12 protein-coding genes are annotated in these 16,840 nt (G+C 70.6%); 6 read left to right on the forward strand and 6 right to left on the reverse strand.

Annotation, left to right across the window (positions count from 1 at the left end; translation table 11 throughout):
- Nucleotides 1-469: 469 nt before the first annotated feature.
- Nucleotides 470-1,108 carry a pyridoxamine 5'-phosphate oxidase gene (gene pdxH, locus ACMXN5_RS13515; protein ID WP_439678000.1) on the reverse strand — a complete coding sequence of 213 codons (639 nt, stop codon included), beginning with the start codon at nucleotides 1,106-1,108 and terminating at the stop codon, nucleotides 470-472.
- 392 nt (nucleotides 1,109-1,500) lie between these two features.
- Between pdxH and ACMXN5_RS13520 the strand changes: the two genes are divergently transcribed.
- Nucleotides 1,501-2,613 carry a citrate synthase 2 gene (locus tag ACMXN5_RS13520; RefSeq protein ID WP_078976741.1) on the forward strand — a complete coding sequence of 371 codons (1,113 nt, stop codon included), beginning with the start codon at nucleotides 1,501-1,503 and terminating at the stop codon, nucleotides 2,611-2,613.
- A 211-nt stretch (nucleotides 2,614-2,824) separates the two neighbouring features.
- Here the strand turns inward: ACMXN5_RS13520 and ACMXN5_RS13525 are convergent, their stop codons facing one another.
- Both ACMXN5_RS13525 and ACMXN5_RS13530 read right to left on the reverse strand, forming a co-directional pair.
- Nucleotides 2,825-3,667, reverse strand: a complete 843-nt coding sequence (locus ACMXN5_RS13525; RefSeq protein ID WP_439675468.1) for a (2Fe-2S)-binding protein — start codon at nucleotides 3,665-3,667, stop codon at nucleotides 2,825-2,827.
- Nucleotides 3,668-3,812: 145 nt separating this feature from the next.
- Nucleotides 3,813-5,369: an APC family permease gene (locus tag ACMXN5_RS13530; protein WP_439675469.1), complete on the reverse strand. Its 1,557-nt coding sequence runs from the start codon at nucleotides 5,367-5,369 to the stop codon at nucleotides 3,813-3,815.
- Nucleotides 5,370-5,589: 220 nt separating this feature from the next.
- On the opposite strand from ACMXN5_RS13530, the gene ACMXN5_RS13535 reads away from it, so the two are divergent.
- On the forward strand, nucleotides 5,590-6,537 hold the full coding sequence (locus ACMXN5_RS13535) for a threonine/serine dehydratase (RefSeq protein WP_439675470.1): 948 nt from the start codon (nucleotides 5,590-5,592) through the stop codon (nucleotides 6,535-6,537).
- A 109-nt stretch (nucleotides 6,538-6,646) separates the two neighbouring features.
- A complete protein-coding gene (gene cutA, locus ACMXN5_RS13540; protein WP_439675471.1) occupies nucleotides 6,647-6,976 on the forward strand; it encodes a divalent-cation tolerance protein CutA in 330 nt (109 codons plus the stop codon).
- Here cutA and ACMXN5_RS13545 read toward each other — a convergent pair.
- Nucleotides 6,973-8,307, reverse strand: a complete 1,335-nt coding sequence (locus tag ACMXN5_RS13545) for an XRE family transcriptional regulator (protein WP_439675472.1) — start codon at nucleotides 8,305-8,307, stop codon at nucleotides 6,973-6,975. The genes cutA and ACMXN5_RS13545 overlap by 4 nt on opposite strands.
- A gap of 331 nt (nucleotides 8,308-8,638) precedes the next feature.
- Between ACMXN5_RS13545 and ACMXN5_RS13550 the strand changes: the two genes are divergently transcribed.
- Nucleotides 8,639-9,118: an ATP-binding protein gene (locus tag ACMXN5_RS13550; protein WP_439675473.1), complete on the forward strand. Its 480-nt coding sequence runs from the start codon at nucleotides 8,639-8,641 to the stop codon at nucleotides 9,116-9,118.
- 1,381 nt (nucleotides 9,119-10,499) lie between these two features.
- On the opposite strand, the gene ACMXN5_RS13555 is transcribed toward ACMXN5_RS13550, so the two are convergent.
- Nucleotides 10,500-13,346: an FAD-binding and (Fe-S)-binding domain-containing protein gene (locus ACMXN5_RS13555; RefSeq protein WP_439675474.1), complete on the reverse strand. Its 2,847-nt coding sequence runs from the start codon at nucleotides 13,344-13,346 to the stop codon at nucleotides 10,500-10,502.
- A gap of 175 nt (nucleotides 13,347-13,521) precedes the next feature.
- Between ACMXN5_RS13555 and serC the strand changes: the two genes are divergently transcribed.
- The gene (serC, locus tag ACMXN5_RS13560; protein WP_395794114.1) at nucleotides 13,522-14,640 is read left to right on the forward strand and encodes a phosphoserine transaminase; all 1,119 of its coding nucleotides are present in this window, start codon (nucleotides 13,522-13,524) and stop codon (nucleotides 14,638-14,640) included.
- Nucleotides 14,641-14,741: 101 nt separating this feature from the next.
- Here serC and ACMXN5_RS13565 read toward each other — a convergent pair whose 3' ends face one another.
- Nucleotides 14,742-15,779 carry a hypothetical protein gene (locus ACMXN5_RS13565; protein ID WP_439675475.1) on the reverse strand — a complete coding sequence of 346 codons (1,038 nt, stop codon included), beginning with the start codon at nucleotides 15,777-15,779 and terminating at the stop codon, nucleotides 14,742-14,744.
- 156 nt (nucleotides 15,780-15,935) lie between these two features.
- Between ACMXN5_RS13565 and ACMXN5_RS13570 the strand changes: the two genes are divergently transcribed.
- On the forward strand, nucleotides 15,936-16,682 hold the full coding sequence (locus ACMXN5_RS13570; protein ID WP_439675476.1) for a 3-keto-5-aminohexanoate cleavage protein: 747 nt from the start codon (nucleotides 15,936-15,938) through the stop codon (nucleotides 16,680-16,682).
- Nucleotides 16,683-16,840: the final 158 nt, after the last annotated feature.

The raw sequence follows: 16,840 nt of genomic DNA on the forward strand, positions 1-16,840 counted from the left end.
CCGCCACGGCTTTGTCAGGGGCAGGGGGCATCCCCACATCCAAGCCAGTGCGCCCTGCATCTATTCCTGGATCCGGTGTGGGATCGGGCACCCCGTAAATCCGTTGCACCCGCCCCGACGCCGATCTAATCTCACTGGCACACGGGAGAGGAGGTGGTCTGAAGTTGCATAGCATTCGGACGCGTGAGGTGGCTGCCCGCTAGCCGCCACTCCGGTTTACCGGCTCGGCAGGCCCCGTCGTGAGTGCACCGCGACGGACGCAGGCAGGCGGCCGGCAACACCAGGCAGACACCCGACCCGCAGGTCGCCGGGATCGTCCCCCGGCCTTCGTCCCACCTCACCGAGGTGGACGGAGAAGCGACCTGCGGGTCGCTGTCGTTTCCGGCCGCTTTTCAGAACCCACGGCAGGACCCACCGGCCAGACCCACCGGCAGGGCCCGCTTACCGGGCCTGCTCCGCAGGGCCCGCCTCACGGGCTGAGTCGCTCGACCCGCCACGACACGTCCCCGTCGCCCTCGCCCTCGCGCAGATAGCGCAGCCGGTCGTGCATCCGGTTCTCCCGCCCCTGCCAGAACTCCACCGTCTCGGGCACCACCCGAAAGCCGCCCCAGAACTCCGGCACCGGGATGTCGTCGATGTCGGCGAACCCCGCCTCGGCCTCCGCGTACCGCTTCTCCAACTGCTCGCGCCCGGCGACCGGCCTCGACTGCTCGCTCGCCCAGGCACCGATCCGCGAACCGCGCGGTCGGGAGCGGAAGTACTCGGTGGTCGCCTCTCGGGACACCCGTTCGGCGGAACCGGTGACGATCACCTGGCGAGCCAGCGCGTGCCACGGGAAGAGCAGGCTCACCGCCGGGTTGGCGCCGAGCTCGACGCCCTTGCGCGAGCCGTAGTTCGTATAGAAGACGAAGCCCCGCTCGTCGAACTCCTTGAGCAGGACCGTGCGGGTGCTCGGCCGCCCGTCCGGCGTCGCGGTCGCGACCACCATCGCGTTCGGCTCGGGCAGCTCGGCCCGGGCCACCTCGGCCAGCCAGGCGGTGAACATCGGGAAAGGGGTCGAGGGCAGGGCGCCGACGTCGATGCCCTCGCCTCGGTACTGCCGGCGCATCGCGGCAAGCTCGGTGAACTCCACGGACAACGAGTACCACTCGGGGCCGACCGGCGGCACGACCACCCCCGACCGGGTGACGTCCGGCAATCCCGTCCCGGGTGGGTTTGTGCCCCACCTCACTCGCCCCGGAGTGTTCCGAAGTAGGTCGTCTCGATATCGAGAGATATCCTGAACAACGGACTTCGATCGGCCCATACCTTCAGGCGAGGCACCATCCCGGCCACGCCCGGACCGACCGGAACACCTCCCCGAAACACCGGTGGATCCCAGGTGCGAAGCCTGATCGGCACCCTGCTCCCCGGCCTCGTTCGGGGGAAGACACGGTGTGGCGGGGCGGGGTATGAAGGACCCGGCCACAAGTCAGTCGAGATCGCATGAGGAGCCGCCTGATGTCCGAGTTCGTACCCGGGCTCGAAGGAGTCATAGCGTTCGAGACGGAGATCGCCGAACCCGACAAGGAGGGTGGCGCGCTCCGGTACCGAGGTGTGGACATCGAGGACCTCGTCGGCCACGTCTCGTTCGGCAATGTGTGGGGCCTGCTGGTGGACGGGGCGTTCAACCCCGGCCTGCCGCCGGCCGAGCCGTTTCCGATTCCCATCCATTCCGGCGATGTCCGCGTGGACGTGCAGAGCGCGCTGGCCATGCTCGCCCCGGTGTGGGGTCTGAAACCGCTGCACGACATCGACGACGCCCAGGCGCGGGACGACCTCGCCCGGGCCGCCGTGATGGCGCTGTCGTACGTCGCCCAGTCGGCCCGCGGCCTGGAGAAGCCGATGGTGCCGCAGAGCGAGATCGACAAGGCGCAGACGATCGTCGAGCGCTTCATGATCCGCTGGCGTGGCGAGCCGGACCCGCAGCACGTCAAGGCGGTCGACGCCTACTGGACGTCGGCGGCCGAGCACGGCATGAACGCGTCGACGTTCACCGCGCGCGTGATCGCGGGCACCGGTGCCGACGTCGCGGCGTGTCTGTCCGGCGCGGTCGGCGCGATGTCCGGCCCGCTGCACGGCGGCGCGCCCTCGCGCGTGCTGCACATGATCGAGGAGATCGAGCGCACCGGCGACGCCACGGCGTACGTCAAGGGTGTCCTGGACCGGGGCGAGCGCCTGATGGGCTTCGGCCACCGGGTGTATCGCGCCGAGGACCCCCGTGCGCGTGTGCTGCGCCGCACGGCCAAGGAGCTGGGGGCACCTCGCTACGAGGTGGCCGCGGCGCTGGAGAAGGCGGCGCTCGAAGAACTCCAGGCTCGGCGTCCCGACCGGATCCTGGCCACCAACGTGGAGTTCTGGGCCGCGGTGATGCTGGACTTCGCCGAGGTGCCGGCGCACATGTTCACCTCGATGTTCACCTGCGCCCGCACCGCCGGGTGGAGCGCGCACATCCTGGAGCACAAGCGCACCTCGCGCCTGGTCCGCCCGGCTGCCCGCTACATCGGCCCGGGCACCCGCCCGATCACCGAGGTCGCAGGCTACGACGACACGGTCCGCAACCTGAAGCACTGACCGGCGCTCACCGGCACCGATCTCCGAGCACGGATCGCTGCTTCTCGACGCTCCGAACGAAACCCCGTTCCTCACGAGGGAACGGGGTTTCGCCATGTCCCGAACCCGGCCGCGAGGCCCGGTCGGGCCGCCCCACTGCCGTAAATCCGCAGCCTCCGTCGACAACGCGACGGGTGGGCGGGTGCGCGCGCACGAACCCCGCGAAGCGGGGTCAGCCACGCCCCTCCAGGATCGCCACCTGCCGCGCATCGGACGCCCGCGGACACGTACTGCACAGCGCGGCCGAATCAAGCGTGTACCAAAGACAGCACACGCTCTGCGTGCGATTGCAGTGGCTGCGCCCCTCGGTCCCCGCAAGCACCCGAAAGCCCGCCTCGCGCTTGAACCGACCGACATCACCGGGAAGCAGTTCCCCCAGTTCGCGCACCGCGCGATCACCCTCGCCCAGCGTGCGCCCCAGATACCAGACGCCGCTCACCACCTCGTCGGCCACCATCGACCACAACACCCGCTCGCCCCGACGCAGATGCGGTCGGAACGCGACCAGCAGCGGCTCGACGTGTTCGGCCACCCGATCACGCAGCAGCGCCCGCAGCGCCGCCTCGTCGGCCACCACCCGCGCGCCGGGCGCGTTCGCGTCGGGGTCGTCAGGCAGGCAGGCGAAGGTGTTCGAGGTGACCGTGAAGGAGCGGCCCACCCGCTCGGACCCGGGCGCGATCCACACCTCGTCCAGGGCCACCAGCGGGACCCGGCGGCACAGGAACCACGGGCCGGTCAGCATCAGGCAGGCGTACCAGGCGTAGCCGTGCAGCGCCCACATCGCGATCGCGTCGGCGCGCGGCTCGGCCGCCAGGGTCGCGCCGATCCGGGCGCGCTCGGCGGCCAGCATCTCGGCGAGCACGTCGGGGTCCTCGGCCATCCGCGAGGCGTGCAGCATGCCGACGGCGGGACGCCCGGGCTCGACCGTGATCAGTGGACACGCGGCACCGAGCGCACGGAAGGTCTCCGCGAACGCGGGGCACGGCGCGGGCTGACGAAGATCGAGCACGGACATGATCCGAAGGTAAGCCTTGCCTAACCTCGTGTCCACACGCGTCGGCCCGACATTCCCCCCTCGGGGCCGGCTCCACCCTTCCGGGGGAGCCGTTCGCAGGGCGCACGATCCACGCGCGCGCCCCGCGAACGACCCGACGCGCGGGTCAGGAGCGTACCGACACCGGGGCGTCGTCGGGGTGTTCGTCGTCGTCCCGTTCGCCGGCCTCCTCCAGGATGATCCGGCCCATCAGCTCGTAGCGTTCCGGGCTGCGGGCCCGCATGTACAGCGCCAGCGCGATGCCGCCGACGAAGACGCCGCCGACGATGTACGGGGTGAGCGTGAACAGCAGCGAGTCGGAGGCGGCGCCGGCGGCGGTCTCCATGTTCTGCAGGAGCAGCACCACCACCGCGATCATCGCGATGCCGCCGAGCAGCGGGGCCAGGAAGGTGCGGAACCAGTGCGCCGTCTCGGGGTGGTTCCTGCCGACGTGGAAGTAGCCGATCACCGCGAACGAGCACAATGTCTGCACGATCAGGATGGCCATCGTGCCGAGGATCGCGAGCAGTGTGTAGAGGTGTATGTACGGGTCCTGATCGGTGATCAGGAACAGCAGCACGATGCCGGTGGCGATGATGCTCTGCACGAACGAGGCGAAGTACGGCGAGCCGTGCACCGGGTGGGTGTTGCCGAGTTTGCGGGAGATGAAGCCCTCGCGGCCGATCGCGTACAGGTAGCGCGCCGCGCACTGGTGGAAGGCCATGCCGCAGGCGAACGAGCCGGTGATCAGCAGCCACTGGAACCAGTCCACCGCCCAGCCGCCGATGAAGTCCCCGGTCGGGCCGAAGAAGACGTCCAGCGGGGCGGATCCGCTCGCGATCTCCTTCGACTTCTCCAGGCCGCTGCCGTCGATCGCCATCCAGGAGACGAACACGTAGAACAGGCCGACGCCGATCACCGAGATCAGCGTGGCGCGCGGGATGACCTTCTTCGGGTCGCGCGACTCCTCGCCGTACATGGCGGTGGACTCGAAGCCGACCCACGACCAGAACGCGAAGAACAGACCGAGCCCCGCCGCGCCCTTGAACGCGTTGGCCGGGTTGATCGGCTCGGCGGACAGCCCGTCGGGCCCGCCGCCCTGGACCAGCACCGCGATCGCCATCGCGGCGAGCACCGCGACCTCGGCGACCAGCAGCACGCCGAGCAGGCGCGAGGTGAGGTGGATGTCGAACCAGGACAACACCGCGGTGACCGCGAGCATGCCCAGGGCGTAGACCGACCAGTTGAGGTCGACGCCGAACTGGGCGTTGACCGTGGTATCCGCGAAGTAGGCGAAGATGCCGACGATGGAGGCCTCGAAGACCACGTACGCCAGCACCGCGAGCAGTCCGGAGGCCATGCCCACGACCCGGCCCAGGCCGTGTGAGATGTAGCCGTAGAAGGCGCCCGCCGAGGTGATGTGCTTGGCCATCGCGACGTAGCCGATGGAGAACACGCTGAGCACCAGGGTCGCGAACAGGTAGCCCGCGGGGGCGCCGATGCCGTTGCCGAAGCCGACCGCGATCGGCAGGTTTCCGGTCATCGCGGTGATCGGCGCGGCGGTGGCGATCGCCATGAACACGACGCCGACGAGCCCGACCGAATTCGCCTTCAGGCGTTGGACCTGCGGTGCTGCCGGGGATGCGACCTCGGGGGTTTGTCCCGCGTCGAAGTGGCCGGACATCCCACCTCCCTACTGTGCGTGGGGAAAGAACTGATGGCGTGTCAGCTTCGACCCCGGGGCCACACCGTCACAATTGACAGCCTGTCAGGGATCGGACCGATTCGCCCCTTGCGCTGTCGGTGCGGTGACACGCCGTGCGGGAGCCTTCCCGCATTGCCACCGGATCGACCCCGCCGGGTGCCGGGACCGGGCGGGCCGGCAAGCCATAGGGTCGGTCGTCATGGATACCGCCACACCGGAACTGACCTATGGCGACATCAGGAACGCCGCCGAGCGCATCGTGGGGCTGACCCAGCCGGTCACCCTGATGCCCATCCACCCCTCGCCGCACGTGTGGCTGGCGCTGGAGTACATCCAGCACACCGGATCGTTCAAGGCGCGCGGCGCGGCGAACTTCACCACCGCGCACATCGAGGCGGGCACCATGCCCGAGGCCGGCGTGGTGATCGCCTCCGGCGGCAACGCGGGGCTGGCCTGCGCGTGGGCGGCGCGCAGCGCGGGGGTGCGCGCGACGGTGTTCCTGCCGGAGACGGCGCCGCGGATCAAGGTGGAGCGGCTGCGCTCGTACGGGGCCGACGTGCTGCTCGTGGGCCGGGAGTACGCGGACGCCCTGGAGGCGTCCACGCGGTTCGCCGAGGAGACGGGCGCGCTGTTGTCGCACGCGTACGACAATCCGCTGATCGCGGCAGGCGCCGGCACGCTGGTCCCGGAACTCGTCGCGGGGGTGCCGGGCAAGCTGGACACGATCGTCGTCGCGGTGGGCGGCGGCGGCCTGTTCGCGGGCGTGGCCACCGCCGCCGAGGAACACGGGATCCGCACGGTGGCGGTCGAGCCGGAGAACTGCCGCGCCCTGAACGCGGCCTTGGAGGCGGGCGAGGTGGTCGACGTCCCGGTCGACTCGGTGGCCGCCGACTCCCTGGGCGCCCGCCGCGTCTCGACCACGGCCCTGGCCACCGCCCGCCGCACCGGCGCCTTCTCGGTCCTGGTCTCCGACAAGGCCATCATCGAATCCCGCCAAGCCCTGTGGGACAACTTCCGCATCGTCGTGGAACACGCCGCCGCCACGGCATTGGCCGCCCTGTCCACAGGCGCGTACACCCCGGCCCAAGGCGAAAAGGTCGCCGTAATACTGTGCGGCGCCAACACCGACCCGGGCGATCTGGTCTGAGCGACCTGCCGGGCGGAGCGGGGCGGGTCACTCGCCGCCGGAGGCGACGAGCAATCGCTCAGAGGGAATGATCCGCCCGCGTTCGAATCCCCCTCAGTAGGATCTGCACATGGTTGACTACCTGGTCGTGTCGACGGCGGCGGAATCGCACGAAGCGGCGATGCGACTGGCTCGCTCGGCTGTCGCTGCGAAGCTCGCCGCGAGCGCCCACGTGACCGGCCCGGTGTCGTCCGTCTTCTGGCACGAGGGGCGACTCGGCGAGGGCGAGGAGTGGCAGACGTCCTTCAAGACCACGGCAGCCCGCTATACCGAACTCGAAACTCACATCCTGGAACGCCATCCGTGGACGAATCCGGAGGTCTCGGCCGTGCCGTTGGTCTCCGGGTCGGCACCATACCTGGAGTGGATCGGCCGTACCGTCGCCTCCGATCGGGCCTAGGACCTGGCCGACAGCCGCTCGAACACGGCCGCTACCGGCGGCAGTGTGCGGTGTGGAGCCAACTTCTCGAGGACGGTGACGGCTCGTCGTCGGGGGCGGACCGATCCGACTCCCGTCGACAGATCGAGCGAATGGGCGATCGTCACGGCAGCCTGCTCGACCTCGCCCGCGCCGGCGTAGGCATCGGCAAGCCACGTCAGGTAGAGCGCCTTGTCGCGGGCATGGCTGTCGTCGAATCTCCGCAGTACGTCTTCGAGCACCGGAACGGCGCGTAGCGGCCTGCGAAGTTCGGCCCAGCAACGCCCGGTCATGATCCGAATTTCGTCACGGTCGACCCAGGCCGACCAATCCGGCTGGGGTTGGTCGTCCGCGCGGTCCAACGCTGCCTCCGCCATCGCGAGCGAGCGCTCCGCCTCGGCCGTCCGGCCATTGGCGGCACATGCCCATGCGAGTCGTTCCAGCAACAACGCCTGCACACTCCGGGGCGCTTGACGTCCTGCGGTTTCGCAAGCGGCAGCGGCCAACTCCACGCCGGAACGATCATCGCTCACACGCTGGTAGGCGCTGTAGGCGAGCGCGTTCGCGGCAAGAGACCTGTCTCCGGCCTCACGCGCCGCAGTCAGACTCGTCTCGTAGAGCTTGGCGGCTTCGTCGTGCCGTCCGGCATCGAACGCGGCCCAGCCCGCCTGCTGTGCTTGCTCGGCGACGAGCGCCACCAATGCCCGCCCGGTGGCTTCGTCATAGCCGGTCGTCCGGATGATGACTCTGGTGAGGTCGAGTTCCGCCTTGTACAAGTCGTATGTCTCGCCCCCACCCAGAAAGTTGTCGAGTCGACGCAACCGCGCCGTGCGCGCGGAAAGTTGACGTACGGTGCTCAGCCCGATGCGATGACCGATCGCCGACGATGGAGCCGGGTCGGCTGCGGTTGCGAGACCCATCGTTGCCATGGATGCCTGCACGAACTCTCGACGCAGCACGCGATCGTCTCCGTCCTGGCCCCAGGGGCGGTTCACTCGTAAAGGTGACGTCACCTCGACCGTAAGGCCGGGGACACGCGCGGAACCGCCGGACTCGTCATCGAGGTTCCAGCCGAGAGACGAGAAGTTCTGCCCGGTCGTGCGTTCCAGGATTCGGCGGTAGGCCGGTCCCGGCATGCGAATGGTGCCATCTTCAAGATGGGCCACATAACGCCAGTTGCATGCACAGTTGAGACCCAACTCCCGTGCCGCCTCGGCCATCGACGCGGCGAACTCCTCGCGCGTTTGGTGGCGTACCTCTACGCGTAGTCGACGCAGGACGGCATTCGGTTTCCTGTCCTCGGTGGCAGCCAACGAGACTCCGAAGCTTGCGGGGAGGCAATGGTCACCCACGGTAGCGCTCGGTGCGCGATAAGGGTGAGCCGATGTCATATTCGCGGATGGTGGAACGGCATACCGATGGCATGCAACAGTCATGGAGCTCGCCGGCTGCTCCTCTGATGCTGATGGCATGGGCACAACACGAAGGGGCCGACCCGGCGTACGGCACGTGGTCAGGCGGGTTCCATCAAAGAACGACGAGCGGGATGCCGCTCCCGAGCAGGCGTGGTCGGAGGCTGACGGGCTGCTCAGTCCTGGGGAGCGGTGGCTGGGGGCGACACTTCGGGGGCCGGGGTGGGTGCCGGTGTGGGTGCGGCAGCGGGCCTGGGAGGCGCATCCGGAGGCGGTGCGGCAGGTGCGGGCGTTGACGTGGGCGGCTCTGGCGGATTGGAATCTGTTGGAGTTGACCGACGATGCGATGTTGTGCGCTTCGGAGTTGGCGACCAACGCGATCGTGCACGCGGGGATGCCGGATCAGCAGGTGGGGTGGATGCGGCGGTCGTTCACGGTGCGGTTGTCGTTTTGGCCGAAGCGGGCGGTGGCGATCGAGGTTCGGGACGACGATCCTCGGCCGCCGGTGGTGCCGGGGCGGTGGGTGATGGAGCCCTCGGCGGCGGCGCCGGAGCGGATCGTCGGGTCGTTGCGGGGTTTGCGGATGGTGGAGGCGGTCGCGGATCTGGTCTCGTGGAGCCCGGTCGGGACCGGCGGCAAGACGGTGTGGTGCCGCTTCGACCTCGAACCACGGGGACTGGCACGGCCGTTCACGATGACCGGCAACCGCTGACGGTTCAGGAGAGGTCGGGGAGACGCCCGGGGTGGGTGACACGACGAGCGACCCGGGTAGCGACGCCTCGCCGGAATCCACGCCGGGCGTTGCCAGGGAAGCCGCCAGGACATCCCACCTATCGAGCGGCGAGTGGGCTGAGCTCTCCGGCGAATTTGTGGGTGCGGGTTGCGTTGGGGTGGGTCGGGGTCGGCGGGTGGGGTTTCGAGACGCGGGTTCTTGATGAGGCATGGGCGTTGCTCGGCGAAATCCGACCGACAGCGGTGGGCTGGGGGCGGCTGGGTTGAATTCGCCGGGGGCCTTCCGGAACGGGCCGGGTGCTTCCGGTGAAAGTTGCGCCTTTGGTCGCGTGGGCCGGTCCGGGGCGGGCCAGAGTCGCCGGGTTGGTCGCCGCCAGCGTGCGGGGCTCCGAGACTCGAAGCTCCGGACGAGACGGGTGTGTCGCTCGGCGAAAACCGGCCGGCAGCGGGGAGCGGGCGAGGGGTCGGATCGAGTCCTCCGAGGAGCCTTCCCGAATGGGGCGGGTGATCTCGCGTGCGGTGAGTGTGTGGGTGACGGACGACTCACGGAACCGGATCCCGTGGGGCGCCGCAAACTTTGTGCGGGAGAAAACCGCAGGTCAGCGTCAATGGGAGAGGTTTCGGGCGTCTCGGGATCCGGTTTCGGTTTCCAGCAGGCGTTTCGGTCTCCTCGATGGCCTTTGCGAGGTCGCAGCACGCGAAGTCGACTCTGACTCTGCAGTTTCGGTCTCTACAGCGGTCCTCGGGGGTCTGAGCGCACGAAACCGGCACTCGATCCCCGAATTTCCGCCCCGGCTGCGCAAAACTGCAGGTCACCGAAGCTCGAAAGGCCACAACCACCCACCGCAATCCGGTTTCGAACCCCAGCTTCTCTCCAAACGCCCCGAACCGCCGCGCCCCATTCGGGAAGGCTCCTCGGAGGACTCGATCCGACCCCTCGCCCGCTCCCCGCTGCCGGCCGGTTTTCGCCGAGCGACACACCCGTCTCGTCCGGAGCTTCGAGTCTCGGAGCCCCGCACGCTGGCGGCGACCAACCCGGCGACTCTGGCCCGCCCCGGACCGGCCCACGCGACCAAAGGCGCAACTTTCACCGGAAGCACCCGGCCCGTTCCGGAAGGCCCCCGGCGAATTCAACCCAGCCGCCCCCAGCCCACCGCTGTCGGTCGGATTTCGCCGAGCAACGCCCATGCCTCATCAAGAACCCGCGTCTCGAAACCCCACCCGCCGACCCCGACCCACCCCAACGCAACCCGCACCCACAAATTCGCCGCCGAACTAACGCCGACCCCGGCTCGTGACGCACCCTGACTGCAACGTCAAGCCGCACCCCGTACGCCCCGCCCGCACTGCACCGCGCCGCATCAAGCTTCGCGCGCCCCGTCGCCCGCCCGTAGGGCCTCCGCCAAGAGTTCGGCCATGTGGCGTGGGTGGCGGTCGCTTACGTGGGTGATCTGGGTGGCGCAGCTGAAGCCGTCGGCCAGTGTGAGGGCTTCCGGGGCCGCCGCCGACAGCGCCGGCATCAGGCGGTCGGCTGCCACCGCTCTCGACAGGTCGGCGTGGGCCGCCTCGTAGCCGAAGTTGCCGGCCAGGCCGCAGCAGCCGCCCGCCAGGTCGCCGGTCAGGCCGGTTCGGGTGCGGAGGCGGCGGTCGGCGGCGTCGCCCAATACCGCGTGCTGGTGGCAGTGGAGTTGGCCCGTCACCTCGCGGTTCACCGCCGGCGGTGACCAGTTCGGGGCGTACTCCTCCAGCGCCTGGGCGAAGGTCCGCACCGACTCGGCCAACCCCGCAGCGGCCTCCGCACCGAGCAGTTCCGGGACATCCGTCCGCAACGCCGCCGCGCAGGACGGTTCCAGGCCGACGATCGGCAGCCCGGCGTCCAGAGCCGGCCGCAGCGTGCGCATCGTGCGGGCCATCACCCGCCTCGCCACGCCCAGTTGCCCGGTCGACACCCACGTCAGCCCGCAGCACACCGACCCCGGCGGCACCACCACCTCCAGACCGGCCGCCTCCAGCACCTCGACCGCCGCGCGCCCCACCGAAGGCCGGAAGCGGTTGGTGAACGTGTCCGGCCACAACACCACCCGAGGCCGCGAACTCCCCACCACCCGGGGCCGATCGCGCCACCACCGGGTGAACGGCACGGCGGCGAACGGCGGAATCTCCCGACTCCGATCCAACCCGGCCGCCCCCAACGCCACCCGCCGCACCGCCGGCACCCCCGTCACCGCGTTCACCGCGCCCGCGAGCCCCGGCACCGCCCCCACCGCCCGCGCCCACAGCGGCAGGTTGCCCAGCGCGTAGTGTGCCGCCGGCCGCACCCGGCCCCGGTAGTGGTGGTGCAGGAACTCGGCCTTGTACGTGGCCATGTCCACATCCACCGGACAGTCGCTGCGGCAGCCCTTGCAGGACAGGCACAGGTCGAGCGCGTCGCGCACCTCGGTGGACCGCCAGCCGTCGGTGATCACCTCGCCGATCAACATCTCGTGCAACAACCGGGCCCGGCCGCGCGTCGAGTGCGCCTCCTCGCCGGTGACCCGGAACGACGGACACATCACCCCGCCCGACGCGTTCTCCGCCGACTCGCGGCACTTGCCCACACCCACGCAGCGCCGCACCGCCGCCGCGAAGTCGCCGCCGTCGGCCGGATAGCCGAACTCCACCGACACCGGAGTACGCATCCCGGTGAACCGCAGATCGCCGTCCACAGGGTGTGGACGAACCAGGACGCCCGGATTCAACAGCCCCGCCGGATCCCAGATCGCCTTGAACCGGCCGAACAGTTCGACGATCTCCGGCCCGTACATCCGGGGCAGGAACTCGGCCCGAGCCTGCCCGTCCCCGTGCTCCCCGGACAACGAACCTCCGTGCGCGACCACCAGATCGGCCAGGTCGCCGGCGAAGGCCCGATACGCCGCGACCCCGCGCGTGGTGAGCAGGTCGAAGTCGATCCGGATGTGTACACAACCCTCACCGAAGTGCCCGTACGGCAATCCGCGCAGCCCATGCCGCCGCATCAGCTCGGCCAACTCCCGCAGATACGCGCCCAGTCGCACCGGCGGCACCGCCGTGTCCTCCCAGCCCGGCCACGCCTCGGAGCCGTCGGCCATCCGCGTCGCGGTGCCCGACGCCTCCTCCCGGATCCGCCACAGCGCCCGCTGCCCGGCCGGATCGGTGACCACGAGCGACGGTCCGCCGCCGGCCAACTCGCGCGCCTTCCCGGCCGCCTCGGCGACCGTGTCCCCGCCCACCTCGACGAACAACCACGCCGCGCCCGGCGGCAGTGCCACCCCGCGCGCGGAGGACGCCAGGGCGACCAGACCCGCGCTCAGGCTCTCCACGGTCAGCGGCCCGTACCGCAGCAGCGTCGGCGCCGCGTCGGCCGCCGCGAAGTCGTCGGCATACCCGAGCACGGCCAACACGCGCGCCTTCGGCGCCTCGACCAGGCGCACGCCCGCCCCGAGCACGACCGCGCAGGTCCCCTCCGTACCGACCAGCGCCCGCGCCAGGTCGCGCCCGTGCTCCGGCAGCAGCCGATCCAGCGGGTAGCCGGAGACCCGGCGCGGCAGCACCGAGAAGCCCCGGCGGATCAGCGCCAGGTTGGCGTCGGCCAGCGCGATCGCAGCGGCATGGATCTCGCCCGCCCGCCCCGTCGCAGGCACCGGCTCACCCCGCCCGACCCGCATCCGGGTGCCGTCCACCGTCGCGATGTCCAGCCACTCGACGTTGGCGCTCGTCCGGCCCCACGCGACCGAGTGCGACCCGCACGCGTCGTTGCCGATCATGCCGCCGAGGGTGCAGCGGCTGTGCGTGGAGGGGTCCGGGCCGAAGGTCAGCCCGTATCGGCCCGCCGCCCGGCGCAGGTCGTCCAGCACCACGCCGGGCTCGACGTGCGCGATCCGCGTCGTCGGGTCGACCATGTGGATCCGGTTCAGGTGCCGCGCGAGGTCGAGCACCACCCCATTGCCCGTGGCCTGGCCGGCGATACTGGTGCCGCCGCCGCGTACCGTCACCGGCGCCCCGAGTTCGTGGCACACCGCCAGCGCGGCAACCACGTCGTCCGCGTCCAGCGGGGCGACCACGCCCGGCGGCACGTGGCGGTGGTTGGAGGCGTCCATCGAGTACAGCCCCCGGGCCTGCGGATCGAACCGGACCTCCCCGCGCACCCGCGCCCGCAACGCCTCTTCGAGATCCCCGAGCTGTGTCGTCACCCCGCCATCCTCACCCGAACCGGCCCCGGCCAGGGCGCGCGACCCCCGCCGAAAAGGCGCGCCACACCCCGCACCGTCCACCCGTCGAGACCGCCCCCGGCCGAATGTCGGCCACATTCGTCTCATTGTGCGGAATACAGATCACCCACGAAACGGACACGACTACGCTCTTGGCGTGGCCGAGATCCAGATTCCCGCAGCGCTCATGCCCGCCGACGGCCGGTTCGGTTCGGGCCCGTCCAAGGTACGTCCGGAGGCGCTCGCCGCCCTCGCGGCGACCGGTACCTCCCTCCTGGGCACCTCCCACCGGCAGGCGCCGGTGAAGAACCTGGTCCGCCGGGTCCGCGAAGGTGTCGGCAGCCTGTTCTCCCTCCCCGAGGGCTACGAGGTGATCCTGGGCAACGGCGGTGCCACCGCCTTCTGGGACATCGCCGCGTTCGGCCTCGTCGACCGCAAGTCGCAGCACCTGTCGTTCGGCGAGTTCTCCTCGAAGTTCGCCGGGTCGGTCAAGGCCGCGCCGTGGCTGGACGAGCCCACCGTGATCAAGTCCGAGCCGGGCACCCACCCGCTGCCGCGAGCCGAGGCGGGCGTCGACGTATACGCCCTGACCCACAACGAGACCTCGACCGGTGTCGCCATGCCGATCGCCCGGCCGGCGGGCGCCGACGCGGGTTCGCTGGTCCTGGTCGACGCGACGTCGGCCGCGGGCGGGCTACCGGTGGACGCGGCCGAGACCGACGTGTACTACTTCGCGCCGCAGAAGAACTTCGCCGCCGACGGCGGTCTGTGGCTGGCCGCGTTCTCGCCGGCCGCGCTGGAGCGGGCCGGTCGGATCGCCGGCTCCGACCGCTATATCCCGCCGTTCTTCGACCTGGCCACCGCGATCGACAACTCGGTCAAGGACCAGACCTACAACACGCCGGCGCTGAGCACCCTGTTCCTGCTCGCCGACCAGCTCGACTGGATCAACGGGCAGGGCGGCCTGGACTGGGCCGTCGCACGCACCGCCGACTCGTCGGGCCGGCTGTACGCGTGGGCCGAGAAGTCCGCGTATGCGAGCCCGTTCGTGGCCGACCCCGCGGCCCGCTCGCAGGTCGTCGGCACGATCGACTTCGCCGACTCGGTCGACGCCGCCGCGGTGGCCAAGGTGCTGCGCGCCAACGGCATCGTGGACACCGAGCCCTACCGCAAGCTGGGCCGCAACCAGCTGCGCGTGGCGATGTTCCCGGCGGTCGAGCCGGCCGACGTCGAGGCGCTGACCGCGTGCATCGACTTCGTGATCGAGCAGCTCTGACCCGGACCGGGCGGCTCTGATCCACGCCGACAACGCGTGAACGGACGGCCGCCGCCTCGGACACCCCCATCGGGAGGTTCGAGGCGGCGGCCGTCCGGCGCTCAGTCCCGGTTCCGCCGCCCACCGAGTCGGCGATACGCGAAGAACAGCAACACCAGACCCGCCACCGCCAGGAGCCCCGGCCCATACGCCTTGGTCTTGTCGGCGGCGGAATCGCCGTCGCTCTTGTCACTGCCGGCCGCACTGCCCGCCGAGTCCGACTTCGCCCCGCCGCCCGGCGCGTTGCGTACCGAGTCCGGCCGGTTGTCGCCCTTGAGCTCGACCCGGCGCACCTGGCTGCCCTTGCCCTCGCTGCCGAACAGCAGGGTCCGGCCGTCCGGGCTCCACGCCACCGACTCGCCCTGGCGCTGGAGCGGCACGCTGACCGGGCCCACCTGCTTGCCCGGCGCGGAGAACACGGTGGCGGAGAAGTAGCCGCGCAGCACGAACCGCGACCCGTCGGGCGCGAACGCGCCGTCGGTCACCGTCGAGTCGCCGGCGGCTATTCGCCGGAACGTGTTGATCCCGGTGGTGGACAACTGCTCCGGCTGCTCGTAGAGCCCGCCGTCGGACTCCTTGCTCGCGATGTAGAGCTTGTTCGTCCTCGGGTCGATCAGCATCGCCTCGGCGTCGCGCGGCCCGTTGTCGTACTTCACCCGAAACTTGGTCGGTTTGACCGTCGCGTCGGCCAGCGTCGCGGGTTCGGCGAAGCGGTAGATCCACACTTCGGGCCATTTGCCGTGGAAGTTGTCGCCGATGTCGCCGACGAACAGGGCCGGATTGCCCGCGTCGTCCTTGCCGATCGTGATCGCTTCCCAGTCCCGCGCGTCCACGCCCGACAGCGTGATGGTGGCCTTGGTGGCGCCGTCCTTGCCGATCGCGTAAATCCTGGGCGAGTCCCCGCTGTCGTTGTGCGTCCAGTAGACGTCGGGATGTTGCGCGCTCGCCACCAGGCCGCTGGATTCGCCGATGCGCTCGTCCTTGATCGTGAACGCCACGTCGGAATCGGCCGTCGCCGCCGCGGGCAGCGCCACCACCAGGGCCAGGGCCGCCGGTAGCGCGCCCAGGACGCGCAACCGGCCTCGTTTCACGCGCTTCACGCGTACCGCCGTGTCATGGGTCCAGCCTGCCGGCCCGGTCCGGGCTCCCGTTCGACTCCTCCGGTCATTTTGCGACAGGTCGGCCGAATCCATTGCGGTTTGCCGTGGATCGGGGATGGGATGGAGGCTCGTGGGCGTCGGCATCGGGAGTCTTCCATGACACTGATCAAGGCCTGTCTGAACGGAACGCGGCGCCCCGAGGAGCACCCGGCGCTACCGCTGACCCCGGCACAGATCGCCGCGGACAGTCGGGCCGCGGTGGCCGCGGGGGCATCCATCGTGCATGTGCATCCGCGTGATCGCCGGGGTCGCGAGAGTCTGGCGCCGGACGTGCTGACCTCGGTGGTCCGGGCGATCCGGGGCGCGGCGCCCGGTGTGCCGATCGGGGTGAGCACCGGTGCGTGGATCGAGGCGGACGCGGCCTCCCGGCTGGCGTCGGTGCGCTCCTGGACGGTGCTGCCCGACCTGGCCTCGGTCAATCTCTCCGAGGAGGGCTCGGTCGAACTCGCGTACACGCTGGCGCACCTGGGGGTCGGGGTCGAGGCGGGGGTGTGGACCGAGGCCGACGCGGAGTTGCTGGTCGAGCGGGAGTTGGCCGCGGTGTGCACGCGGATCCTGGTCGAGGTCGAGGGCGGCGAACCGGGGGACGCGCTGGACGAGGCCGGTCGGATCCTGGCGGTCCTGGATCGGTACGAGGTCGCGGTGCCGCGTCTGCTGCACGGCGCCGACGCGTCCGCGTGGCCGGTCCTGGACGCGGCGATCGCGGCCGGCCTGGACACCCGGATCGGGCTGGAGGACACCCTGCTCGACCCGGACGGCCGCCGGGTCCCGGGCAACGCGGCGCTGGTACGGATCGCCGCCGACCGGGTACACGCGGCCCGCGCGGCGGGGAACCCGCACTGACCGCAGGTCTCGCCGCCGAGCCGGACCGGCGTCGCCGTGTCGCGGCACGCGAGCCCTCGACGCCCCGCCCTACCGCATCAACGCGCCGATGATCACGGCGATGAGCAGGAGGGCCAGGGTGGCCGTGACGACGCGGGTTCGGGTGCGGGGATTCACGC

Source organism: Embleya australiensis (genome assembly GCF_051903075.1).
In the GTDB taxonomy this organism is placed as follows: domain Bacteria; phylum Actinomycetota; class Actinomycetes; order Streptomycetales; family Streptomycetaceae; genus Embleya.

Bases quoted from the DNA above. Each gene is read 5' to 3' on its own strand.
- ACMXN5_RS13520 (WP_078976741.1), top strand. From the start codon at position 1,501: ATGTCCGAGTTCGTACCCGGGCTCGAAGGAGTCATAGCGTTCGAGACG.
- pdxH (WP_439678000.1), bottom strand. From the start codon at position 1,108: ATGCGCCGGCAGTACCGAGGCGAGGGCATCGACGTCGGCGCCCTGCCC.
- ACMXN5_RS13525 (WP_439675468.1), bottom strand. From the start codon at position 3,667: ATGTCCGTGCTCGATCTTCGTCAGCCCGCGCCGTGCCCCGCGTTCGCG.
- cutA (WP_439675471.1), top strand. From the start codon at position 6,647: ATGGTTGACTACCTGGTCGTGTCGACGGCGGCGGAATCGCACGAAGCG.
- ACMXN5_RS13535 (WP_439675470.1), top strand. From the start codon at position 5,590: ATGGATACCGCCACACCGGAACTGACCTATGGCGACATCAGGAACGCC.
- ACMXN5_RS13530 (WP_439675469.1), bottom strand. From the start codon at position 5,369: ATGTCCGGCCACTTCGACGCGGGACAAACCCCCGAGGTCGCATCCCCG.
- ACMXN5_RS13570 (WP_439675476.1), top strand. From the start codon at position 15,936: ATGACACTGATCAAGGCCTGTCTGAACGGAACGCGGCGCCCCGAGGAG.